Origin of the sequence: Kocuria varians, assembly GCF_006539885.1 — a bacterium.
Taxonomy (GTDB): Bacteria; Actinomycetota; Actinomycetes; order Actinomycetales; family Micrococcaceae; genus Kocuria; species Kocuria varians.
Window position 1 is genome coordinate 20,704 of the sequence record NZ_BJNW01000011.1, and the last position, 22,720, is coordinate 43,423.

The 22,720-nt window shown below is 73.5% G+C and carries 9 protein-coding genes; 7 read left to right on the forward strand and 2 right to left on the reverse strand.

Annotation, left to right across the window (positions count from 1 at the left end; translation table 11 throughout):
• The first annotated feature begins 68 nt into the window (after positions 1-68).
• Complete coding sequence (gene ettA, locus KVA01_RS07155) at positions 69-1,751, forward strand: energy-dependent translational throttle protein EttA (protein ID WP_068468967.1); 1,683 nt, start codon at positions 69-71, stop codon at positions 1,749-1,751.
• A gap of 254 nt (positions 1,752-2,005) precedes the next feature.
• The gene (locus KVA01_RS07160; protein WP_068468969.1) at positions 2,006-2,830 is read left to right on the forward strand and encodes an SDR family NAD(P)-dependent oxidoreductase; all 825 of its coding nucleotides are present in this window, start codon (positions 2,006-2,008) and stop codon (positions 2,828-2,830) included.
• 127 nt (positions 2,831-2,957) lie between these two features.
• On the opposite strand, the gene KVA01_RS07165 is transcribed toward KVA01_RS07160, so the two are convergent.
• The gene (locus KVA01_RS07165) at positions 2,958-3,179 is read right to left on the reverse strand and encodes a phosphopantetheine-binding protein (protein WP_068468971.1); all 222 of its coding nucleotides are present in this window, start codon (positions 3,177-3,179) and stop codon (positions 2,958-2,960) included.
• Between the two features lie 96 nt (positions 3,180-3,275).
• Here KVA01_RS07165 and KVA01_RS07170 point away from each other — a divergent pair, with 96 nt between their 5' ends.
• Positions 3,276-17,318 (forward strand): non-ribosomal peptide synthetase, encoded by a 14,043-nt coding sequence (locus KVA01_RS07170; protein WP_141269508.1) that lies wholly within the window; start codon positions 3,276-3,278, stop codon positions 17,316-17,318.
• 51 nt (positions 17,319-17,369) lie between these two features.
• The gene (locus tag KVA01_RS07175) at positions 17,370-17,594 is read left to right on the forward strand and encodes an MbtH family protein (RefSeq protein ID WP_068468976.1); all 225 of its coding nucleotides are present in this window, start codon (positions 17,370-17,372) and stop codon (positions 17,592-17,594) included.
• Between the two features lie 175 nt (positions 17,595-17,769).
• On the opposite strand, the gene KVA01_RS07180 is transcribed toward KVA01_RS07175, so the two are convergent.
• On the reverse strand, positions 17,770-18,975 hold the full coding sequence (locus KVA01_RS07180; protein WP_218023601.1) for an isochorismate synthase: 1,206 nt from the start codon (positions 18,973-18,975) through the stop codon (positions 17,770-17,772).
• A gap of 62 nt (positions 18,976-19,037) precedes the next feature.
• Here KVA01_RS07180 and KVA01_RS07185 point away from each other — a divergent pair, with 62 nt between their 5' ends.
• From KVA01_RS07185 to KVA01_RS07195, 3 genes are read left to right on the forward strand one after another with little or no spacing between them, the layout of a single operon-like run.
• Positions 19,038-19,721, forward strand: coding sequence for an isochorismatase family protein (locus tag KVA01_RS07185; protein ID WP_068468980.1), 684 nt, complete (start codon positions 19,038-19,040; stop codon positions 19,719-19,721).
• Positions 19,714-21,381, forward strand: a complete 1,668-nt coding sequence (locus tag KVA01_RS07190; RefSeq protein WP_233438799.1) for a (2,3-dihydroxybenzoyl)adenylate synthase — start codon at positions 19,714-19,716, stop codon at positions 21,379-21,381. Before KVA01_RS07185 ends, KVA01_RS07190 begins: the two co-directional genes overlap by 8 nt.
• 51 nt (positions 21,382-21,432) lie before the next feature.
• Positions 21,433-22,719 carry a lysine N(6)-hydroxylase/L-ornithine N(5)-oxygenase family protein gene (locus tag KVA01_RS07195; RefSeq protein ID WP_141269512.1) on the forward strand — a complete coding sequence of 429 codons (1,287 nt, stop codon included), beginning with the start codon at positions 21,433-21,435 and terminating at the stop codon, positions 22,717-22,719.
• The last annotated feature ends 1 nt before the right edge of the window (position 22,720 follow it).

The window sequence follows — 22,720 nt, forward strand, 5'->3', positions numbered from 1 at the left end:
GCCGGGGGCCGCGGGCGGCGTCGTCTCCCGTGGTGCCCGGCATGGAACCGGCACGGTAGCCTGGAGGCATGGCGGAATTTATCTACACCATGAACAAGGCCCGCAAGAAGGTGGGCGACAAAGTCATCCTGGACGACGTCACCATGTCGTTCTTCCCGGGCGCCAAGATCGGCGTCGTGGGCCCGAACGGCGCGGGCAAGTCGACCATCCTGAAGATCATGGCGGGGCTGGACCAGCCCTCCAACGGCGAGGCGCGGCTGAGCCCCGGCTACTCCGTGGGCATCCTGCTGCAGGAGCCCCCGTTGAACGAGGACAAGACCGTCCTCGGCAACGTGGAGGAGGGCGTGGGCGAGATCAAGGCGAAGCTGGACCGCTTCAACGAGATCTCTGCGGAGATGGCCGAGCCGGACGCGGACTTCGACGCCCTCATGGAGGAGATGGGCAAGCTGCAGGAGGAGATCGACGCCGCCAACGCGTGGGATCTCGACTCGCAGCTCGAGCAGGCCATGGACGCGCTGCGCTGCCCGCCGCCGGACGCGGACGTGAAGGTGCTCTCCGGTGGTGAGCGCCGTCGCGTGGCCCTGTGCAAGCTCCTGCTGGAGAAGCCGGACCTGCTGCTGCTCGACGAGCCCACCAACCACCTGGACGCCGAGTCCGTGCTGTGGCTCGAGCAACACCTCGCCTCCTACCCCGGCGCCGTGCTCGCCGTGACCCACGACCGGTACTTCCTGGACCACGTCGCGGAGTGGATCTGCGAGGTGGACCGCGGTCGCCTGTACCCCTACGAGGGCAACTACTCCACCTACCTGGACACCAAGGCCAAGCGCATGGAGGTCCAGGGCAAGAAGGACGCCAAGCAGGCCAAGCGCCTGAAAGAGGAGCTGGACTGGGTCCGCTCCAACGCCAAGGGACGCCAGACCAAGTCCAAGTCCCGTCTGGCGCGCTACGAGGAGATGGCGGCGGAGGCCGAGAAGACCAGGAAGCTGGACTTCGAGGAGATCCAGATCCCGCCGGGACCCCGCCTGGGCAACCAGGTCATCGAGGCCACCAACCTGCAGAAGGGCTTCGGGGACCGCTCCCTGATCAACGGCCTCTCGTTCTCGCTGCCGCGCAACGGCATCGTGGGCGTGATCGGTCCCAACGGCGTGGGCAAGTCCACGCTGTTCAAGACCATCGTGGGCCTCGAGGAGCTGGACGGCGGCGAGCTGAAGATCGGCGACTCCGTCCAGATCTCCTACGTGGACCAGAACCGCGCGAACCTGGACCCGGAGAAGACCCTGTGGGAGGTCGTCTCGGACGGGCTCGACTACATCAACGTGGGCAAGGTCGAGATGCCGTCCCGCGCATACGTCTCCGCGTTCGGCTTCAAGGGCCCGGACCAGCAGAAGAAGGCCGGTGTGCTCTCCGGTGGTGAGCGCAACCGTCTCAACCTCGCGCTGACCCTGAAGCAGGGCGGCAACCTGCTGCTGCTGGACGAGCCCACCAACGACCTCGACGTCGAGACCCTCGGCTCGCTCGAGAACGCGCTTCTCGAGTTCCCGGGCTGCGCCGTGGTCGTCTCCCACGACCGGTGGTTCCTGGACCGGGTCGCCACGCACATCCTCGCGTGGGAGGGCACGGAGGAGCAGCCCGACAACTGGTACTGGTTCGAGGGCAACTTCGACGCGTACGAGGAGAACAAGGTCGAGCGTCTCGGCGCCGACGCCGCGCGGCCCCACCGCCTCGCGCACCGTCGCCTCACGCGCGACTGACGTCGCCCGTTCCCGGCGCATCGCCCCGTGGTCCCTTCGTGGACCGCGGGGCGATCTGCGTGTCAGGGGGTGAGGTTAGGCTTACCTGTGTGATTTCGAACGATGCGACTTCCCACCGTGCAACCGGCAACGATACGGCTGACCGCGACAGGACCGGCAAGGACGTGACCACTGGCCCAGCGACCGGATCCTCCGGTAGGACGGGGGCCTCCGGGGCGACGACCGCAGAGGCGCCCGCGGCGGCCGGCCCCGAAGTGCCCGCTTTCGACACCGTGGTGGTCACGGGTGCGGCTGGCGGCATGGGGACGGCCGTGGTCGCTGACCTGCTCTCGCGGGGGTACGCCGTCGCCGCACTGGACCTCCCGCCGAACGATCCGTGGCGGGACCGCACGCCCACGGAGGACACCACGGGGGCCCTCTCGGAGATCGCGCGGGGGACCGCCTCCGGGCGGCTGAGCTACCGCGGCTGCTCCGTGAGCGACGGCGCGGACGTGGCCCGCGCCCTGGACGAGATCGCCGCGACCATGCCCCCGCTCCTGGGCCTCGTCAACGGTGCCGGCACCCTCGAGACCGGTCCCGCCCTGGAGACCTCCGACGAGCAGTGGCGCCGCGTCATGGACGTCAACGCCACCGGGGTCTTCCTGGTCTCGCGGGAGACCCTGCGCGTGATGGTCGCCCAGTGCAACCACGACCCCTCCAACCGGCGGGGCATCGTGACCATCTCCTCGAACTCCGCGGTGGTGCCGCGCGCCCAGATGGCCGCCTACGCGGCGTCGAAGGCCGCGGCGACGCACTACACCACGAGCCTCGGGCTCGAATCCGCCCGGTACGGCGTGCGGGCCAACGTGGTGGCCCCGGGCACCACCATGACGAACATGGTCATGGGCATGTGGGACGGGGAGGACCGTTCCGCCCAGATGGTCGTGGGGGACCCGCAGGCGTACAAGACGGGGATCCCGCTGGGACGGGTGGGGCGTCCGGCGGACGTGACCGGCGTGGTCGGCTTCCTGCTGGGGGAGTCCGCGCGGCACATGACCCTGCAGGTCCTCACGGTGGACGGCGGCGCGGCCCAGCACTGACAACGCGGCACCGACGGACACGGCTCGGGCGGCGCACCCCGTGGAGGGTGCGCCGCCCGAATGGATGCGTCTCTGCGGGCGCCGGGGTGAGCAACCTCGCCGGGGTCCCTCAGGTTGGCCGCTGCGCTCAGCCCTCCAGCAGGGCCCCCCACGCATCGAGGCGGGGGTCCTCGGCGAGGTCCACGTAGTCGACGTCGTAGCCGCGCGCGATGATGCCCTCGACCACGCCCATGAGGCGGACCGAGTCCAGCCCCAGGTCGGTCAGATCGGCCCCGGTGTCCACCTGGTCGGGCGTGGTGCCCAGTGCGGTGGCGACCTCTCCGCGCAACTCTCCGATGATCTCCGTCACCGTGCAGTCCTCTCCGTTCGACAGTGAAATAGCTAAGGATAGGCTACCCTAATACGCGTTGTGCCCACCCGTCCCCGAAAGGAGCTCCAGTCTCGCATGGTGTCTTCGACGAGCCTTCCCGAATCCGCGGAGTGGTTTCCGCTCACCGGCGCACAGGAAGGGATCTGGAACGCACAGCGCCTGGATCCGACCTCCCCGTACTACGTGGTGGGCGAGGTCGTGGAGATCGGTCCGGGGGACGTGGACGTGGACCGGTTGGCGGACGCCGTGGCGGCTGCCGTGGACGAGACCGAAACACTGAGGCTGCGCATCCGCGAGCACGAGGGTGAGGCCCAGCAGCGCGTCGTCGGCCCCGGTGGCCACCGTCCGCGCGTGCTGGACCTGCGCGAGTCCCCGGACCCGTTCGCGCTGGCGTCCGCCGTGGTGGACGAGCAGCGCACGGACATGGCGCAGCACTGCGCCCCCATGGTGGACCGCGAGCTGTTCCGCTACGTGATCCTGCGCCTGACCGACCAGCACGTGTGGCTCGTGCAGCTCTACCACCACCTGGTGATCGACGGGTACTCCGCGGCGCGGCTGAGCCGGCGGATCGCCACCCTCTATCGCGCCGGTCTCACCGGCAAGCCGGCGCCGGCGACCGCCTACCGCCCGATCCGCGAGCTCGTCGTGGAGGACCTTGAGTACCGGGCTGGCGAACAACGGGTCGCGGACGAGCAGTACTGGGTGGATGCCATGACCCCGCTGCCCTCGGTGGGTGGCCGCGAGGGCGGGGCGAAGCACTCCGGTGGCCGCACCGTGCACGTCACCGAGACCCTGACCACCGAGGACACGGATCGCCTCAAGGGACTGGCCTCCGGTGCGGGACACACCTGGGTGGACGTGCTGCTGGGCGCCTACGCGGGGTACGTGCACCGGCTCACGGGACGCCGCGACGTCGTGATCGCGCTGCCCATGATGGTGCGCACCACCACGGCCGCCCTGAAGACCCCGGCCATGGCGGTCAACGTGCTGCCCCTGCGCCTGGACGTCTCCGCCGCGGACACCGCCGAGGACCTCGCCGGGAAGGTCGCCGAGGCCATGGTGGGCATGCGCGAGCACCAGCGCTACCGCGGGGAGGACCTCCCGGGAGCCCTGGGCACACCCGGCGCCGGCGGCCTGCTGCACGGCGTGGGCGCGAACGTGAAGGTCTTCAACCCCGCCCTGGACTTCCACGGCGTCCGGGGGCTGCTGCGCAACGTGGCCGGCGGCCCGCCCGAGGACATGGGTCTGACCGTGACCCCGCTGGGCGGCGAGGTCCAGCTCGGCTTCGAGACCGACCCCTCCCGGGTGACCCGCGACCGGGCCGCGGCGCGGCTGCGCGGCTTCGTGACCCTGCTGCGCCGTCTTGCGGCCCCGCAGCTGCCACGGCTGGGGGCCGTCTCCGCGCTCACCGCGGAGGAGGAATCCGTCCTCGAGCAGCGCCGCGCCGCACTGCCCGAAACCCCGAGAGACGAGTCCTTCTCGCCGCTGGACCTCTCCGCCGCGATCGAGCAGATCGCGCAGAGCAGCCCGGACGAGCCGGTCCTCGTGGACGCCCACACCTCGCTCACCGGCACGGAACTCGTGCGCCGCGTCCGCGTGCTGGCGGGTCTGCTGGCCCGCGCCGGGGTGGGGCCCGAGGACGTCGTGGTGCTCGACCTGCCGCGCGGCCACGAGATGGTCGTGGGCGTCCTCGCCACGCTGCTGGCGGGCGGCGCGTTCCAGGCTCTGGACCGCGCCCACCCGGCCGAGCGGCGTCGTGCGACCACCGAGGACGGCGGCGCGGACGTCGTCGTCACGGACGCCGACGGCGATCCGAGCCTGCGCCCGGACGCCCGGCGCCTGCTGTGGCACGAGATCGACTGGGACGCCCCCGCCACGGAGGTCACCGCCACGGCGGGACCCGAGAACCTCGCCTACCTGCTGCACACCTCCGGCACGACCGGGCGCCCCAAGGGCGTGGAGGTCACCCGCGCGGCGCTCGGCCACCTGATCTCGCACCACCGCGCTCTGCTCTTCCCGCCGTCCCAGCGCCGCAGCGGCAGGAACCACCTGCACGTGGCGCACACGGCGTCTTTCACCTTCGACGCCGCCCTGGACCAGCTCTCGTGGATCTTCGGCGGGCACACGGTGCACGTCTACGACGCCGCGGTCACGGGGGACGCCCTCGCGTTCCTGGACGCACTCACGGCGGACGGGATCGACGTCCTGGACTCCACGCCGTCGCTCGCCGGGGTGCTCGTCGAGTTTGGTCTGCTGCAGCTGCCCGCACCCACGACCCTGATCCTCGGCGGTGAGTCCCTGCCGGCCTCGCTGTGGCACGATGTCGTGGCGTCCGGCAAGCTCGCCTGGAACCTCTACGGTCCCACCGAGTCCACCGTGGACGCCGTCGCAGCGCGGGTGGCTGGGCGCACCGTCACGGTCGGGCGGCCGCTCGCGGGTCTCACCGCGCACTTGCTCGACACCGACCTGCAGCCCGTCCCGGACGGCGAGACGGGGGAGCTCTACCTGGGCGGATCCCAGCTCGCACGCGGCTACCGTGCACGCCCGATCGAGACGGCCACGCGCTTCGTCGCCGATCCCTTCACGCCCGGCGGGCGGCTCTACCGTACGGGTGACCTCGCACGCTGGGAGCCCGGCACGGGCTACGTGGTGCTGGGCCGCGCGGACGACCAGGTGGAGATCCGCGGCCAGCGCGTGGAGCCCGCGGAGGTTGAGGCGCTGCTGACCACCGTGCCGGGCGTCTCCGGCGCGGTCGTGGGTGTCATGGGTGAGGACCAGGACGCGAGCCTCGTGGCCCACGTGGTGCCCTCGCGCGGGACCCGGCTCGATCCCGCCGGGGTGCGGGAGGACCTGGCGCGCCGCGCGCCGTCGCACCTGGTGCCCGCGCACGTGGTCGTGCTCGACGCATTCCCCGTGACGGTGGGCGGCAAGGTCAACCGTGCGGCGCTGCCCGCCCCGCAGCCCGAGGAGAGCACCCGCGAGGCGCGGACGCCCGCGGAGCAGGTGCTCGCGCAGGTCGTCGGCGAGGTGCTCGGACGACGCCGCGGGGCCGCGCTGTCGGTCTCGCTGGAGCGCGACTTCGTCTCCCAGGGCGGCGACAGCATCGCGGCGCTCAGCGTGGTGGGCGAGGGGCGACGGCGCGGCCTGGACATCGCCGCCCAGGACCTGCTCAACGGCACCGCGCTGGCGACCGTGGCCACCCGCGCCGCGGCGTCGGACGCGGATCTGGCCGCCGCGGCCGCCCGTGCCGCGGATTCTGACGACGACGCCGCGGCGGGTTCGTCCGCCGAGGACGCCTTCGACGCCGCACTGGACCTGCCCGTGGGGCGAGTGGAGCTCTCGCCGGTCGTCCGCACGCAGCTCGCGGCCGCTCCCACGGACGAGGCACTGGCCCGCCACGCGCAGTGGGTCGTGCTCGACACCGGCACCGCGCTGGACACCGCGGCGCTGGAGCGCGCGCTGCAGACGGTTCTGGACCACCACGACGCGCTGCGGCTCGTGCTCGACACCACCGGGGAGGAACCGCGGCTGCTCGTGCGGCGCAGCGCTGCCGTGGCGGCGTCGGACGTGCTCGTGGCTGCTGACGCGCCGCGAGCTGACGAGAGCGGTTCAGACGCCGCCGCGCCCCAGGAGTGCGCCGAGGACCTCGTTGCGGCCCTGGACCCGCGCGCCGGTGCGGTGATCCGCACCGCTGTGCTGCCCACCGGGAGCGAGGAGCGGGACGACCGTCTGGTCCTCGCCGTGCACCACCTCGCGGTGGACGCCGTCTCGTGGCAGATCCTGGTCTCGGACCTCGAACGGGCGTACGACGCCGCTGTGGCCGGAACCCTGCCGGAGACCGACGACGTGCCGTGCTCGTGGCGCCACGCGATGGACGCCATGGCCGCCCGTGTGGGCGAGGCCGCTCTGCGGGAGGACCTGCCCCACTGGGAGGGCGTGCTGCGCGAGGGTCCCGCCGCGCCCCTCGGTGCCCGCGCGCTGGACCCCGCCGTGGACACCGTGGCCACGGCGCGCACCGTGGACGTGGAGATCACGGGAGAGATCGCCCGGGCGGTGCGCACCACGGCGCCCGAGGCGTTCCGGATGCGACCGGACGAGGTGGTGCTCGCCGTCGTGACCCTGGCCCTCGCCCAGTTCGACCGGCGCCGCGGCCTGCGCGCCGCGCCCGCCCGCCCCGTGACGCTCGAGGGCCACGGCCGGGACACCCTCGCTCCGGGCTGCGACCTCTCGGAGACGGTGGGCTGGTTCACCACCGAGTTCCCGGTGCACGTGGCCTCGGAGACGCTGGGCCGTCCCGGTGCAGCCGGCGGCTCCCGTGTGCTGACGGCGGAGTACCTGGACGAGCTGCTCGCCGGTGGACCTGCCGTGGCCGCCCTGTTGCGTGCGGCGAAGGAGTCGCGCCGCACGAGCCCGGACACCGCCGGCTACGGCATCCTGCGTCACCTGGACCCGGAGGGGCGACGTCGACTGGGCGAGCTGTCCGAACCGGAGGTCGTGCTCAACGTGATCGCCGCGTCCGAGGACTCGGAGGACGGCTGGTCCGCGAACGGTGCGCGCTCGTTCGCCGTCATGGAGTCGCCGGAGCGTCAGCTGACCGAGGCACTCACCGTCAACGTCTTCCAGGGCGCCGGCCCGGACGGCGGCCTGAGCGTGGAGGTACGCGCCGCGGGGGAGGTGCTCGGCGCCGAGGACCTCGACGTGTTCGCCGAGACCCTCCGCGAGGCCGCTTCCGCCGTGCACCTGCACCTGCTGCTGAACGAGAATCCGGGTGGTGCGAGCCCCTCGGACCTGACCCACGCCCTCGGACAGGCGGACCTGGACGCGCTCGAGGCCGTCCACGGCCCGGTCGCGGACGTGCTGCCGCTCTCCCCGCTGCAGGAGGGGCTGCTCTTCCACGCCCTCTCGGACGGCGACGGGGACGCCTACGTCCTGGCGGCTGCCCTGGACATCGAGGGTCCGGTGGAGCCCGACCGGCTGCGCGCGGCCTTCGACGCCGTGCTGCGGCGCCACCCCGTGCTGCGTGCGGCCTTCGACGCGACCACCGTGGGGGAGCCCGTGCAGGTGGTCCCGCGTGACGTGTCCGCGCCCTGGCGCACGGTGGACCTCACCTCCATGCCCGCCGCAGCGGTGGACCGCGCGGTGGCCGGACTGCTCGCGGAGATGTCTCACCGTCCCGTGGACGTGAGCCGCTCTCCGCTCGTCGCCGCGACCCTCGTGCGGCTCGGGGAGGACCGCAGCGTCCTGATCCTGGGCGCCCACCACCTGGTCACCGACGGCCGGTCCACGCCCGTGATGGTGCGCGACCTCATGGCCTTCTACCGCGGCGAGGGGGACGAGCTGCCGATCGCCCAGTCGTTCGGGGCGCACGTCGCCCGCATCAGCGCGGGAGCGGACGACGCCGTGGCCGCGTGGCGCACTCGCCTGGACGGGCTGGCGCAGCCCACGGTGCTCGGCTCGCGGGAGGCCGCCCCCTCCGCCGCGCGCACCGATCAGGTCAGGCAGGACCTGCCCCTGGCCCCGGAGACCGCGCGCCGCGTCGTCGCCCTGGCCCGGGAGCACGGGCTCACGCCCAACACGGTGCTGCAGGGCGCGTGGGCCGTGGCGCTCGCCGCGGTGGGCGGGCACGACGACGTCGTCTTCGGCGTCACCGTCTCCGGGCGCCCCACAGACCTGCCCGGCATCGAGAACACCGTGGGCCTGTTCGCGAACACCCTGCCCGCGCGGGTGACCCTCTCCGCGGACGAGCCCCTGCTGGACACGTTCTCCCGGCTGCAGGGCGAGCAGGCGGCCATGTCGGAGCACGAGTCCGCGGCGCTCGCCGAGATCGAGCGGGCCGTGGGGCTCGGCACCCTCTTCGACTCGCTCGTGGTCTACGAGAACGCTCCCGCGTCGGACGGGGAGGAGGAGGCGCTGCCCCGCGTCACCGGCATCAGCAGCGCGGGCGGCACGCACTACCCCCTCAACGTGATGGTGCCGCCCGGGGACGAGTTCCGCGTGGTCGTGGAGCACGACCCGGCCCGCGTGGCGGACAGCACCGCGCAGCGGCTGTGGCGCGAGCTCGCGTGCACCCTCGAGGTGCTCACCGCCGACCCGACCGTGACCCGTGCGCGTCTGGCGGGGACGGAGGACGACGCCGCGGCGGCGCCCGGGACCGGTTCGGTGACCACCGCGGTGACTCCCGTCGTGGTCGACGCCGACGCCGCGTCGCCGGGACGCGGGGCGTGCGCCGAGTCCGCAGGCGCGGGAGCTACCGCGCCCTCGCACGGTGCCGGAGCGGCCCCCACGAGCGCTGGGCGTGCCGTCAGCGAGAACGGCGCGCCGACGGGTGGCGGTGCCACTCGCGGATCCGTGTCCGGCACCGAACCGGCGTCCAGCGGTACGGCGGGCATCGTGGCGGCAGAGATGGCCGCCCTGCTGGGACGCGACTCGATGTCTCCCGAGGACGACTTCTTCGCACTCGGCGGCCACTCGCTCACGGCCATGCGGCTGCTCGGGCGGTTGAAGCGTCGCGGTCTCGCGGCGTCGCTCGTGCAGGTGCTCGATGCGCGCACGCCGGCCGCGATCGCCCGGCTGCTGGCCGATGGCACGACCGACCGGGTTGACCGGTCCCCGGTCCCCGACACGCCCCTGTCCACAGATGCTGATGCAAATGCATCGAATGCGAGAGATGTCGCGCCCGCTCTGAGCCCCGCCCAGCAGCGGCTGTGGTTCGTGCAGCAGCTCGAGGGCCCGTCCACGGTGTACGACGTGCCGGTCGCCCTTGAACTGCGCGGTGACCTGGACGTCGAGGCGCTGCGCGCGGCGTGGCACGACGTCGTGCGGCGCCACCGCGCCCTGCGCACCGTGTTCCCCGCCCTGCGGGACGGAACCGCCGGGGTCCGCGTGCTGGGCGCCGACGAGCTGCCCGCGCTGCGCGTGCACGACCTCCCGGCCGGAGACAGCGCGGCGGACGGCGACGGGACCCCTGACCGCGAGCTGCTGGAGCGCGTGGTCGCGGAGCACCTCGGAGACCCGGCGCACACCGTGGACATCACCCGCGACGCCCCGGCCCGCGCGGACCTGTGGACCTCTCCGTCGGGAGTGTCCCTGCTGCTGCTCGTGGTGCACCACGTGGCCATCGACGCCGAGTCCGTCCCGCCGCTGCTCGCGGACCTCTCGGTCGCGTTCGAGGCGCGGACGGCCGGGCACGAGCCCGCGTGGGGTGAGCCGCCCCATGCCGAACTCGTCGCGGCGGACGGCCCGGACACCGCTGCGGACGAGGCCTACTGGGCGGACGCCCTGCGCGGTCTGCCCGCCGAGCTCGACCTGCCGGTGGACCGGCCCCGCCCGGACACCCCCGGTCACGAGGGGCACACGGACGTGCTCGAGGTCCCCGAGGCACTGCGCGAACGCATGGACGCCGTGTGCGGTGAGTACGGTGTCACGCCGCTCATGCTGCTGCGCTCGGCCGTGGCCCTCACCTGGTGGCTCCACGGCGCCGGTCGGGACATTCCGCTCGGCAGCACCGTGGCCCTGCGCCAGGACCTCTCGGACGAGCAGCGCGCCGTCGGCTACTTCGTGAACACGATGGTCGTGCGCTGCCCGGTCTCCGTGGGCGGCACCGTGGCGGAGAACCTGGCCGCCGTGCGGGCCGCCTCGCTCGGGGCCCTGGAGCACAGCGGGCTGCCGTTCGAGCGCGTCGTGGACCTCGTGGACCCCGAGCGCCAGCGCGCCCGACACCCCCTCTTCCAGACGCTCGTGTCCCACGAGGCACCGGTCCCGGCGCCGTCCCTCGGGGGTCTCGCGACCTCGGAGGTCACCGTGCGGACCACGACGTCGCGCTTCGACATGGGCGTGTGGCTCGTGGACGAGGACGACGCCGCCGTGCTGCGCTTCGTGGGTTCGGCGGACCTCTTCGACGCCGCCACGGTCGCCACCCTGGGGCGGCGCGTGCTGCGCGTCCTGAAGCAGGTCGTCGAGGACCCGCGGCGCCGCGTCGTCGACCTCACGGCAGACGTCACGTCCGGCGGTGAAGCGGCCGACGCCGCGTCCCCCGCCCGCAGCGTGCCCGCCGCGTTCGCGGAGCAGGTCTCCCGCACGCCGCACCGCGTGGCCCTGCACGACGCCCACGGCGACCTCTCCTACGCGGAGCTCGACGCCGCCGTGACCGCGCTCGCCGCGCGCCTGGTGGCCCGGGGCGTGGGGGAGCAGTCGCCGGTGGCCGTGGTGCTGCCGCGGGACCGGTCCCTGCTCACCGCCCTGCTGGCCGTGCAGCGCGTGGGTGCCGTGTACGTCCCGCTGGACCCGGACCACCCGAGCCTGCGGACCCGGCAGGTGCTCGAGGACGCCGCGGTGGACCTCGTGCTGACCACGTCCGAGCTCGTCGGAGTCGTGACCGCGGACAGCAAGACTGCCGACAGTGAGGTCACCGACGGCGGAACCACCGTGAGCGCGTCCGCCCCGGGCGAGTCTGCCCAGGGCGAGTCTGCCGTGGCGGAGACACATGCCGCCCCCGAGGTCCTGCTGCTCAACGAGCCGCAGGACGACGGCTCACCGCTCACGGCTCTTGGCACGACTCTCCGTGTCGCCGCCGAGTCCCTCCCGGAGATCCCGGGCGCGGACGACGGCCTTGCCTACGTCCTGCACACCTCCGGTTCGACCGGGCGTCCCAAGGGCGTGATGGTCACGCGGGCGAACCTCGCCGCGTTTCTGCGCGCGGTCGCGGAGCTCGGCTGGGTGCGGGAGCGGGACGCGCTCGTCGCGGTCACCACCGTGACGTTCGACATCTCCGGCCTGGAGCTGTTCGCGCCGCTGTGCGTGGGCGGGTCGGTGCACCTCGCGGACCGCGAGACCGTGCGGGACCCGGAAGCGCTGCTGCGCGTGGTGGCCCGCGCGGAAGCTGACGTCCTGCAGGCCACGCCGTCCCTGTGGCGCGGTCTCGTGGCGGCCGCCGAGCACGACGGCGTGGACCTGGGCCGCGTGCGTGGGCTCGTGGGCGGTGAGGCGCTGGATCGCGACCTCGCGGCCCGGATGCTCGAGCGCTGCGCGAGCGTGCGCAACGTGTACGGCCCCACCGAGGCCACCGTGTGGGTGACCCACGAGGAGGTCGGCCCCGAGGACCTCACCGGTTCCGGCGCCGTCGCCATCGGCGTGCCGTGGCGGGGTGTGGAGACCTTCGTGCTCGACGACGCCCTGCGTCCCGTCCCGGACGGCGTCGCCGGGGAGCTGTACCTGGGCGGGGCGCAGGTGGCCCGCGGCTACCTGGGCCGCCCGGGCCAGACCGCCACGCGCTTCGTCGCGGACCCGCAGACCCCCGGGGCGCGCCTGTACCGCACGGGTGACCTGGTGCTGCGCCGTGACGGCCGCCTGCACTTCCTGCGCCGCGTGGACGACCAGGTCAAGGTGCGCGGGCACCGGATCGAACTCGGCGAGGTCGAGAGCGCCCTGTGTTCCCTGCCGGGAGTGGCCGCGGCCGCGGCGTGCGTGCGCGCGGACGAGCGCGGCGAGCACCGCCTTCTCGGCTACGTTGTCCCCGCCGCGGACCAGGAGACAGGAGACGCCGCGGTGGCGGGTGCGCCCGCAGCGGGTTCCACGATGGACGACGACGCCGTGCGGTCCGGTGCCGACCTCGCCGCCGGTGCGCGGGACGCCCTGGGCGGCCTGCTGCCGGAGTACATGGTGCCGTCCGTGGTGACCGCCATCCCGGTGCTGCCCATGACCCCGAACCGCAAGGTGGACCGTGCGGCGCTGCCCGAGCCGGAAAGCGTCACCGGTCGCGGCGGCACGCCGGAGACCCCCGCCGAACGGGCGGTGTGCGACGCGGTGGACGAGCTGTTGGGCCTCACCGACTCCGGTCCGCGGGATGACTTCTTCGCGCTCGGCGGTGACAGCATCTCGTCCCTGCGCCTCGTGGCCGGGCTGCGCGAGAAGGGCTGGGAGCTGACGGTCACGGACCTGTTCACGCACCCCGCCCTCGGCGCCCTGGCGCAGCGCGCGCGGCGTACCGCGGCCGCGGAGACCGAGCCGCACGACGTCGCCGTGCCCGTCACCCCTCAGCTGCGCGAGGTGCTCGACGAGCTGGCCCCGCAGTGGCAGGAGGTGCTGCCGCTCACGCCGCTGCAGGAGGGCATGTACCTGCAGTCGATCGTGGACGGGGCGGACGGCGCGGACGCCTACGTGGTGCAGCACCGCTTCACGCTCTCCGCGGGCGCGGACCTCCACGCCGTGCGCCGTGCGTGTGACGCCGTCTACCGGCGCCACGCGATGCTGCGCGCGGGCTTCACCCACCGCGGTGTCAGCACGCCCGTGCAGTTCCTGCTGCCGGAGGGTCCCATGCCCTGGCACGAGACCATAGCGAGCACCCGCGAGGAGGTGGACGCGGCGGCGTCGGCCGCGTTCCACCGCCACATCGACCCGCAGCGCCCGCCGCTGATCGGCGCGCTCGCCGTGCGCCTGCCGGACGGCACGAGCGAGCTGGTCGTCACGCAGCACCACCTGCTCGCGGACGCGTGGTCGCACTCGATCCTGTACGGCGAGCTGTTCACGCTCGCGGCCACGCCGGGCCAGGACGACGCCGCTCTGCCGGAGCCCGCGGACTTCCGCGAGCACCTGCGGTACGTGGCCTCGCGCGACACGGCGGCGGACGAGGCGGCCTGGCGGGAGTACCTCGCGGGGATCGACGAGCCGACGGTCGTCGCGGGCGCAGCGCCGCTGGGCGAACCGGTGCCGGAGACCGTGACCCTGCCGCTGCCCGAGCACCTCGACGCCGCGCTCACCGTCCGCTCGAAGCAGCTCGGGGTCAGCCGCGCGACGCTCTTCCAGGTCGCGTGGGGGATCGCCCTGCAGCAGATGACCGGGCGCGACGACGTCGTCTTCGGCAGCGCTGTCACGGGCCGGGACCCATCCGTCCCCGGTCCCGAGCGCATGGTCGGACTGGCCCTCAACACCGTGGCGGTGCGCCTGAACACCCGCCCGCACCAGTCGGTCGCGGACGTGGTGCGCGGCGTCTTCCGGGAGCAGGGCGCGATGCGCGCTCACCACCGTGCCGGGCTCGGCCAGATCCAGCGCGCCTCGGGGCACTCAACGCTCTTCGACACCCTGGTGGTGCACCGCAACACCGCGCAGGACCGCTCGGACCCCGAGGGTCCGTTCGCCCGCGCCGGCGTGCTGGAGGCCAGTGCGCTGGACGCCACGCACTACGCGCTCGTGCTCGACGTGGACCCCGGGGACGGGAACCCCGGCTCCGGCTCGGTCACGTGCGAGTACCACCCGGAGACGATCAGGACCGAGCGGGCGCAGTGGGCGCTCGACCGCGTCCTGGCGGCGCTGGCGGATCTCTCTGCGGAGGACGCCGATGCTGCGGCGGGCCGGCGAATGGCAGAGGTGGCCGTGGCCGCCCCGCGCCACAGCGCCGTGCTCGCCCCCGAACCCGTGGCGATCCCGGGACCGGACGAACCGGCCGGCAGCGTGGACCGTCTGCTGCGAGACCTCGCCCGCCGCACGCCGGACACCCTGAGCCTCGTGTGCGGGGACGTCCGGTGGACCGCGCAGCAGGTGGACCAGCGGGTGCAGCGCCTGGCGGCCCTGCTCGCCGACCGCGGGCTGGGCCGCGGCAGCGTGGTGGGCATCCGCCTGCCCCGCACCGCGGACCACGTGGTCGCGATCTTCGCGGTCATGCGCACCGGTGCGGCCTACCTGCCGCTGGACCGCAACCAGCCCGCGGAGCGCGCGGCGGACCTGCTCGCGGACGCCGGTGCGAGCGGTCTGATCCGCGCCGGGGCCGAGGACGGCCTGACGCCGGGCTCGGACGCCGGGCTCGCCGTCGTCGACCTCGACGACGCCGCGGTGCGCGCCGTGCTGGACGGCACCGCCCCCGCCCCGGACGTGGCACCCGAGCGGCTCACCGGGCCCTCCGACCCGGACGAACCCGCCTACGTGATCTACACGTCCGGTTCCACCGGCAGGCCCAAGGGCGTGCTCGTGGGCCACCGCGGACTGACCACGATGTACCACAACCACGCGGAGGAGATCTTCGCGCCCACCGTGGCGCGGCTCGGCTCACCGCTGCGCGTGGCGCACACCGTGAACTTCGCGTTCGACATGTCCTGGGAGGAACTGTTCTGGATGCTGCACGGGCACGAGGTGCACGTGATCGACGACCGGCTGCGGCTGCAGACCGCCGAGCTCGTGGCGCACTACCGGCGCACCGGGATCGACGTGGTCAACGTGACGCCCACCTACGCCCGTGAGCTGCTCGGGCACGGGCTCCTGGCCGGGCAGCGCCACCCCGGGCTGGTCATGCTCGGCGGCGAGGCGGTGCCCCAGGAGCTGTGGACGCTGCTGCGCGAGACGGAGGGCGTGAGCGGCTACGACCTGTACGGGCCCACGGAGTTCACGATCAACGCGTTCGGCTCACCGGTGGAGGCCAGCGCCTCGCCGTGCCTGGGCCGCCCCGTGCGCAACGCCCGGGCTGCGGTGCTCGACTCGTCCCTGCGCGAGGTCCCCGAGGGCGCCGTGGGCGAGCTCTACCTCTCCGGCGACGGTCTCGCGCACGGCTACGTGGGCATGCCGGGCCGCACCGCCGCGACGTTCGTGGCGGACCCGCAGCGCCCCGGGCAGCGGATGTACCGCACCGGCGACCTCGTGCGCCGCGGTCCCGACGACTCGCTCGTCTACTGCGGCCGCAGCGACCGCCAGCTGAAGATCCGCGGCATGCGCGTGGAGCCGGGGGAGACCGAGGCCGCGGTCGAAGCACTGCCCGGAGTGCCCACGTGCGCGGTGGACGTGCGCGGCGGGGACGCCGCCCGCCACCTGGTCGCGTGGGTCACTGCCCAGGACGGCGCCGAGCTGGACCCCGCCGCGCTGCGCGAGCAGCTGCGGGACATCCTCCCGGCCCACCAGGTGCCGCGCCGGGTCACGGTGGTCGAGAAGATGCCCGTGACCCCCAACGGCAAGCTGGACCGCGCCGCGCTGCCGGACGAGCCCGTCCGGGGCGAGGGTGCCCGTGCCCCCCGGACCCCGGTTGAGCACGCGCTGTGCGACGCCGTGGCGCAGGTCCTGGAGCTCTCGCCCCGGGAGGTGGACGTCGCCGGGTCCTTCGTGGACCACGGCGGCGACTCGCTCGCGGCCATGCGGGTCGCGAGCCACGCGGAGCAGCACGGTGGGTTCACCGTGCCGGTCGCGGAGCTGCTGGCCGGGACGTCGCTCGCCCGGATCGCCGCGGCGGTCGACGGCGCGTTGCGGGACGGCGAGCAGGACGACGCCGGGCAGGACGACGCCGCCGAGCAGACCTCGTCGGTCGAGGACACCGCCGGAGACCGTGTTCCGGAGCCCTCGGGCGACGGGGGTGCCCGGAGTCGGCAGAGTCCCTCCCGCGAGGTGCTGCACCTTCGGCGCGGCGCGGGTGTGCCCCTGTGGTGCGTGCACCCGGGCGGCGGTTTCGCGTGGCCGTTCCTGCCGCTCGCCACCCGGCTGGGGGCGCAGCGACCGGTCAACGGGCTGCAGCTGCCCACGGAGGCGGACGCGCAGGCCCGCGGCATCGACACGATCCAGGCGCTCGCGGAGTTCTACGCGGACCTGGTCCAGCGCGAGCAGCCGGAGGGTCCCTACGACCTGCTGGGCTACTCGTTCGGCGGAACCACGGTGCACCACGTCGCGGCCGTCCTGGGCGGGCGGGGCGAGCGGGTCTCCTCCGTCACCGTGCTGGACGCGCACCCCGCCGGTCGTGCCGCACCGCGCGGTGCCGGGGGAGCGCGCCGCGAGCGCGGGGCCATGCCGGACGAGCGCGTGCTCGAGCTGGCGGGCCTGAGCGAGGACTTCGCCCAGCGCTCGCCCGAGGTCCTGGACGCCCTGCGCGAGAACCTGCGCCGGTGCAGCGAGCTGCTCACCACGTCGCAGCCGTGCGAGTACGACGGTCCGGTGACGCTCGTCGTCGCGGACCGGGTGCTCGCGGACGTGGGTGGGGAACACGACGTCGCCCGACCGGGTCAGGACGACTGGAACCCGGAGGCGGCGTGGCGGGAGGTCCACGACGGACCGCTCACGGCCCACCGGCTGCCCTTCACCCACGCGGGGCTGGCGAGCCCGGAGGGCTGGGACGCGATCGTCCCGCTGCTGCCGCCCGCGCCGGCGCACCACTGAAACCCGGACACCACTGATTCCCAGATCCATTCCCACACCCAGGAGGACGAGATGAGCACCAACCCCTTCGAGGACGAGGACGGCACGTTCCTCGTGCTGGTCAACAACGAGGAGCAGCACTCGCTGTGGCCCGTTTTCAAGCCGGTCCCGGAGGGCTGGACCGTGGTCTTCGGCGGAGAGGAAGGATCCTCGCGCCAGGAGTGCCTCGAGTACATCGAGCGGGAGTGGACCGACATGCGCCCGCGCTCGCTGCGGACGGGCGCCCCCGGCGCCTGAGCACCCGGAGCAGACGCAACGCACCCGTTCCCGCCGACCTGCAGATCAGGCGATGGGAACGGGTGCGTTGTTCGTGGTGCCAGGGAACGCTGCGGACAGGTGACGGGCGGGGGCACGACCCGAGCGCCGTCGCCCCTCGCCGGACGGACGGGAGGACGACGGCGCGCGGACCGGCTCAGGCGGGCGTGCCAGGTCCCGCGGTGGCCGCGAGCAGCGCCTCCGCACGCTCCTGCACGCCCAGCGCGTTGAGCACCGGGGTGAACTTCAGCCGGGTCTCGGCGAGCTCGGCCTCGGGGTTCGAGTCCGCCACGATGCCGCCGCCCGCGCGGGCTGTGAGCGTGCGGCCGTCTGCCGCGAGGTGCGCGCCGCGCAGCAGCACGCGCCAGTGCCCGTTGCCGGAGGCGTCGCACCAGCCCACCGCGCCGGCGTAGAAGCCGCGGGGGGACTCGGTGGCCAGGATGTGCTCGAACGCGGCGCGCTGCGGTGAACCGCACACGGCCGGCGTGGGGTGCAGTGCGGCGGCGAGGTCCAGCGCGGTCTGCGCGGGATCGGCCAGCACCCCACGGATGGGTGTGCCCAGGTGCCAGATCCGCTCGGTGTGCGTGAGCGTGGGCAGGGGCGGGACGTCCAGCTCCGCGCACAGCGGCCGCAGCACGGACTCGATGGCGTCCACCACGTAGCGGTGCTCGTCGAGGTCCTTGTGGGAGGTCTGCAGCGTGAGCGCGGCTTCGCGGTCCAGGTCCCGGTCCTCGGGTTGCCGCGCGGCCGTGCCGGCCAGGGGGTGGGTGTAGACGTCGAGCCCGGCGCGCTCGATCAGTGCCTCCGGGCTGGAGCCGACCATGTGTCCGCCGGGCAGGCCGGAGTCCGCCGGCAGGGACACGAGGTAGCCGTTTCCCTGGCGGTCGTCGGCCACGAAGCGGCGCAGCAGCTCCACGGCGGTGGTGGGGTCCTCGAGCTCGAGCCGCAGGGCACGGGCGAGGACCACCTTGTCGAGGGTTCCCGCCCGAGCCATGGCCACCGCGCGGGCCACGCGGGCCACGTGCTCTGCGGGGGCGGGGTCCTGGTGCACGGTGCGCACCGGGAGCCGGTCGAAGATCGCGTCCGTGACGCCGAGCAGGGGGTCCGCGGCGTCGTCGGCCTCCGGGTACCAGGAGGCGGGCTCGAAGAGCGCGGCGGGCTGCCGGCCGTCGAAGGGCAGGCAGCCGACGACCACGGAGGCCTCACCGGAGCGCAGGGCGCGCGAGGCGTCGGCGGCGGAGGTCCACTGCCGGCGGACTCCGAGGCCCACGGCGGAGCGGCCGTGCTGGGCCAGGACGAAGGTGGGGTCCGATGCGCGGGGGCGGGCGGCGTCGTGGGAGGTAGTTGTAGACTGGTTCAACACGGTGCTAAGGATAGGCTAACCTAATAGGCGAGTCCACAACCCGCACCCTGGAGTACATCACCATGCCCATTCCCTCCATCGACAGCTATGCCGTCCCGGAGCCCCGAGAGGCCAACCGGGTGGACTGGCAGCTGGATCCCGCGCGCTGCGCGGTCCTCGTGCACGACATGCAACGATACTTCCTCGCCGCCTACGACCGCAGTGCGGACCCCGCCGCGAGCGCCGTGACGAACATGACACGCATCGTCGAGGACGCCCGCACGCACGGCGTCCCGGTGATCTACTCGGCCCAGCCCGGGGACCAGCACCCGCACCGGCGCGGCCTGCTCCGCGAGTTCTGGGGCACCGGCATGACCGAGGGCGAGGACACGGAGATCATCCCCGAGCTGGCACCGCGGGAGGGGGACATGGTCCTCACCAAGTGGCGCTACTCGGCGTTCCAGCGCACGGACCTGCGCCAGATCCTGAGCCACCTGCAGCGGGACCAGCTCGTGATCCTGGGGGTCTACGGGCACATGGGCTGCCAGGTCACGGCCACGGAAGCGTTCATGCACGACATCCAGGCCTTCCTGGTCTCGGACGCGATCGCGGACTTCTCGCGCGAGGAGCACCAGGACGCCGTGGACTACGTGGCCAAGCGCTGCGGTGCGGTGCTGAGCACGGGCGACGTCCTCGCCGCGTGGGACGCGAGCGCGGCGTCGTCGGCGGGCGTGGCGAACACGGCCCAGGAGGCGGCCCGTGTCTGAGACCACCGCGGGGCAGCGCCCCGCCGTCCTGCCCAACGGCATGCCCGCCGAGGCCGCGGACCGCTACCGCGAGCTGGGCCTGTGGACGGGTCAGACGCACTGGGACCTGTTCGAGCGGGCCATCACCGAGCGGCCCGAGCACACGGCGGTCGTGGACCGGCGCAGGACACTGAGCTACCGCGAGCTGGGCGAGGGCATCGACCGCGCGGCCACCGTGCTCATGGCCGCGGGGGTTCGCGAGGGCTCGCCCGTGGTCGTGCAGCTGCCGAACTCCGCCGTATTCCTGGAGACCGTGGGCGCGCTGTTCAAGCTCGGCGCCGTACCGGTCTTCGCGCTGCCCGCGCACGGCTCACGCGAGGTGGGCCACTTCTGTGCGATGTCCGACGCCGTGGCCTACGTGGGTCCGCGCCGCGGCCCCCGGGACCTGCTCGCCGTCGCCGACGCCGTGCGCCGGGACCACCCGGAGGTCACCCCGGTCTCGGTGGACGAGCGCGTCACGGACCCGTGGGCCGAGGCCACGGTGGCCGGCGACGTCGTCGACGTCCCGGACGCCGAGGTGCCCGTCACGCGCGTGTCCCCGGAGTCGCTCGCGTTCCTGCAGCTCTCCGGCGGCACCACCGCGCTGCCCAAGCTGATCCCCCGCACGCACGACGACTACCTCTACTCGGTGCGCCGCAGCGTGGAGGTGTGCGACGTGCGCCCGGAGGACGTGATGCTCGTGGCGCTGCCGTGCGCGCACAACTTCACGATGAGCTCCCCGGGGATCCTGGGCGCGCTGCACGTGGGCGCGACCATCGTGATCGCGGGGGACCCGAGCCCCACCACGTGCCTGTCGGCCATCGACCGGCACCGGGTCACGCAGGCGGCCCTCGTCCCGCCGCTGCTGCTCGCGTGGCTCAACAGTCCCGCCGTGCAGGAGCACGACCTCTCCTCGCTGCGCACCCTGTGGGTGGGCGGCGCCAAGCTCAGCGACACCGCCGCGCGGCGCGTGGGCCCCGAGCTCGGCTGCACGCTGCAGCAGGTCTTCGGGATGGCCGAGGGCCTCGTGAATTACACCCGCCTGGACGACCCCGAGGACCTCGTGGTCACCACGCAGGGCAGGCCGATATCCGAGCACGACGAGCTGCGGATCCTCGACGAGGACGGCCGGGAGGTCGCCCCGGGGGAGCCCGGTGTGCTCTACACCCGCGGGCCGTACACCATCCGCCGGTACCACCGCGCGCCGGAGGTCAACGCCCGCTCCTTCACCGACGACGGCTTCTACTGCACCGGTGACATCGTGCGGCAGCTGCCGAGCGGGCACATCGTGGTGGTGGGCCGGGATAAGGACCAGATCAACCGCGGCGGCGAGAAGGTGGCCCCGGAAGCGGTGGAGAACGAGCTGCTCGCCCACCCCGCGGTGCACGACGTCTCCGTGGTGGGCATCCCGGACGAGGTTCTCGGCGAGAAGATCTGCGCCTACCTCATCCCCCGGGACGGCCACCGCGAGGACTTCCCCTCCGTCACCGAGCTGCGCGGCTTCCTGCGCGAGCGGGGACTGTCCTCGTTCGCCGTGCCGGACGTGTTCGAGACCGTCACCGAGTTCCCGCACACCGGTGTGGGCAAGACCAGCAAGAAGGACCAGCGGGGGATGGCGCAGCCGGGCCCGAGCCGCCCCTGAGCCGCACCACCCGCTGAGCACACCACGACCCCCACGAATCGAGACGGACACATGTACAACCTCATCGGCGTCGGCTTCGGGCCGGCGAACCTGGCCCTGGCCATCGCGATCGACGACCACAACCGGCGCGTGCCGCAGGACGAGCAGCTCTCGGTGCTGTTCCTGGAGCGCTCCGAGGGCTTCGCGTGGCACCCGGGCATGCTGCTGCCCCACGCGACCATGCAGATCTCGTTCCTCAAGGACCTCGTCTCCTTCCGGGACGTGACCCACCCGCTGTCCTTCCTGTCCTACCTGCAGCAGCACGGGCGCCTGGACCACTTCGTGAACAAGCAGACGTTCTTCCCGTCCCGCACGGAGTTCTCCGACTACCTCGGCTGGGCCGCGGACCACGTCTCCGAGCACGTGCGCTACGGCGCGGAGGTCCGGGCCGCGCACGTGGACCCCGAGGACCACTCGGTGGTCGTCGAGCTCGCGGACGGCGAGCAGCTGCACGCCCGCGCCGCGGTGCTCGCCCCGGGGCTGCAGCCGCGCCTGCCCGAGGGCGTGACGCTGTCCCCGCGCGTGATCCACACGTCCCAGACGCTGCACGCGATGGAGCACGTGCCCTTCCCGGTGCGCACCGCCGTGGTCGTGGGTGCGGGCCAGAGCGCGGCGGAGGTGGTGCGCTACCTCCACGACCGGGACGCCAACACCACCGTCCACTCGGTCTTCGCCAAGGTGGGCTACACCCCGGCGGACGTCAGCTCGTTCGTCAACCGCATCTTCGACCCCGCCATGGTGGGCCGCTGGCACGAGGCACCGGAGGACGTGCGCCGCAGGCTCTTCGAGTACCACCGCGGCACCAACTACTCCGCGGTGGACCCCGAGCTCGTGGAGGAGCTCTACGGCGTGGAGTACGAGGAGCGGGTGACCGGGCGGCGTCGGCTGTTTATGGACAACTGCTCCGAGGTCGTGGCCTACCGCGAGACCCCCACCACCGTGGAGGTGGACGTGCGGGACCTCACCACGGGGGAGGCCACTACGCTCGAGGCGGACCTCGTGGTCTTCGCCTCCGGCTACCGCCCGGCGGATCCCGTGGACCTCTTCGGGGCGGACGCCCGGTGGTACCGTCACGACGGAACGGCGCCCGTGGTCGGGCGCGACTACACGTGGACCCCGGCGCGGGAGAGCGCACCGCCCGTGTACCTCAACGGCGGGGTGGAGCACACGCACGGCCTGTCGTCGTCGCTGCTGTCCAACCTCGCGGTGCGCAGCGGCGAGATCCTCGACTCGCTCGTGGCCCGTCGCAGCGCCCCGTCCGCCGCCGTGCCCGGCGCCCTCGGCGCGAGCACCCGGTAGC

Coding starts and splice junctions, on each gene's coding strand:
- ettA (WP_068468967.1), top strand. CDS start 69: ATGGCGGAATTTATCTACACCATGAACAAGGCCCGCAAGAAGGTGGGC.
- KVA01_RS07170 (WP_141269508.1), top strand. CDS start 3,276: ATGGTGTCTTCGACGAGCCTTCCCGAATCCGCGGAGTGGTTTCCGCTC.
- KVA01_RS07175 (WP_068468976.1), top strand. CDS start 17,370: ATGAGCACCAACCCCTTCGAGGACGAGGACGGCACGTTCCTCGTGCTG.
- KVA01_RS07185 (WP_068468980.1), top strand. CDS start 19,038: ATGCCCATTCCCTCCATCGACAGCTATGCCGTCCCGGAGCCCCGAGAG.
- KVA01_RS07195 (WP_141269512.1), top strand. CDS start 21,433: ATGTACAACCTCATCGGCGTCGGCTTCGGGCCGGCGAACCTGGCCCTG.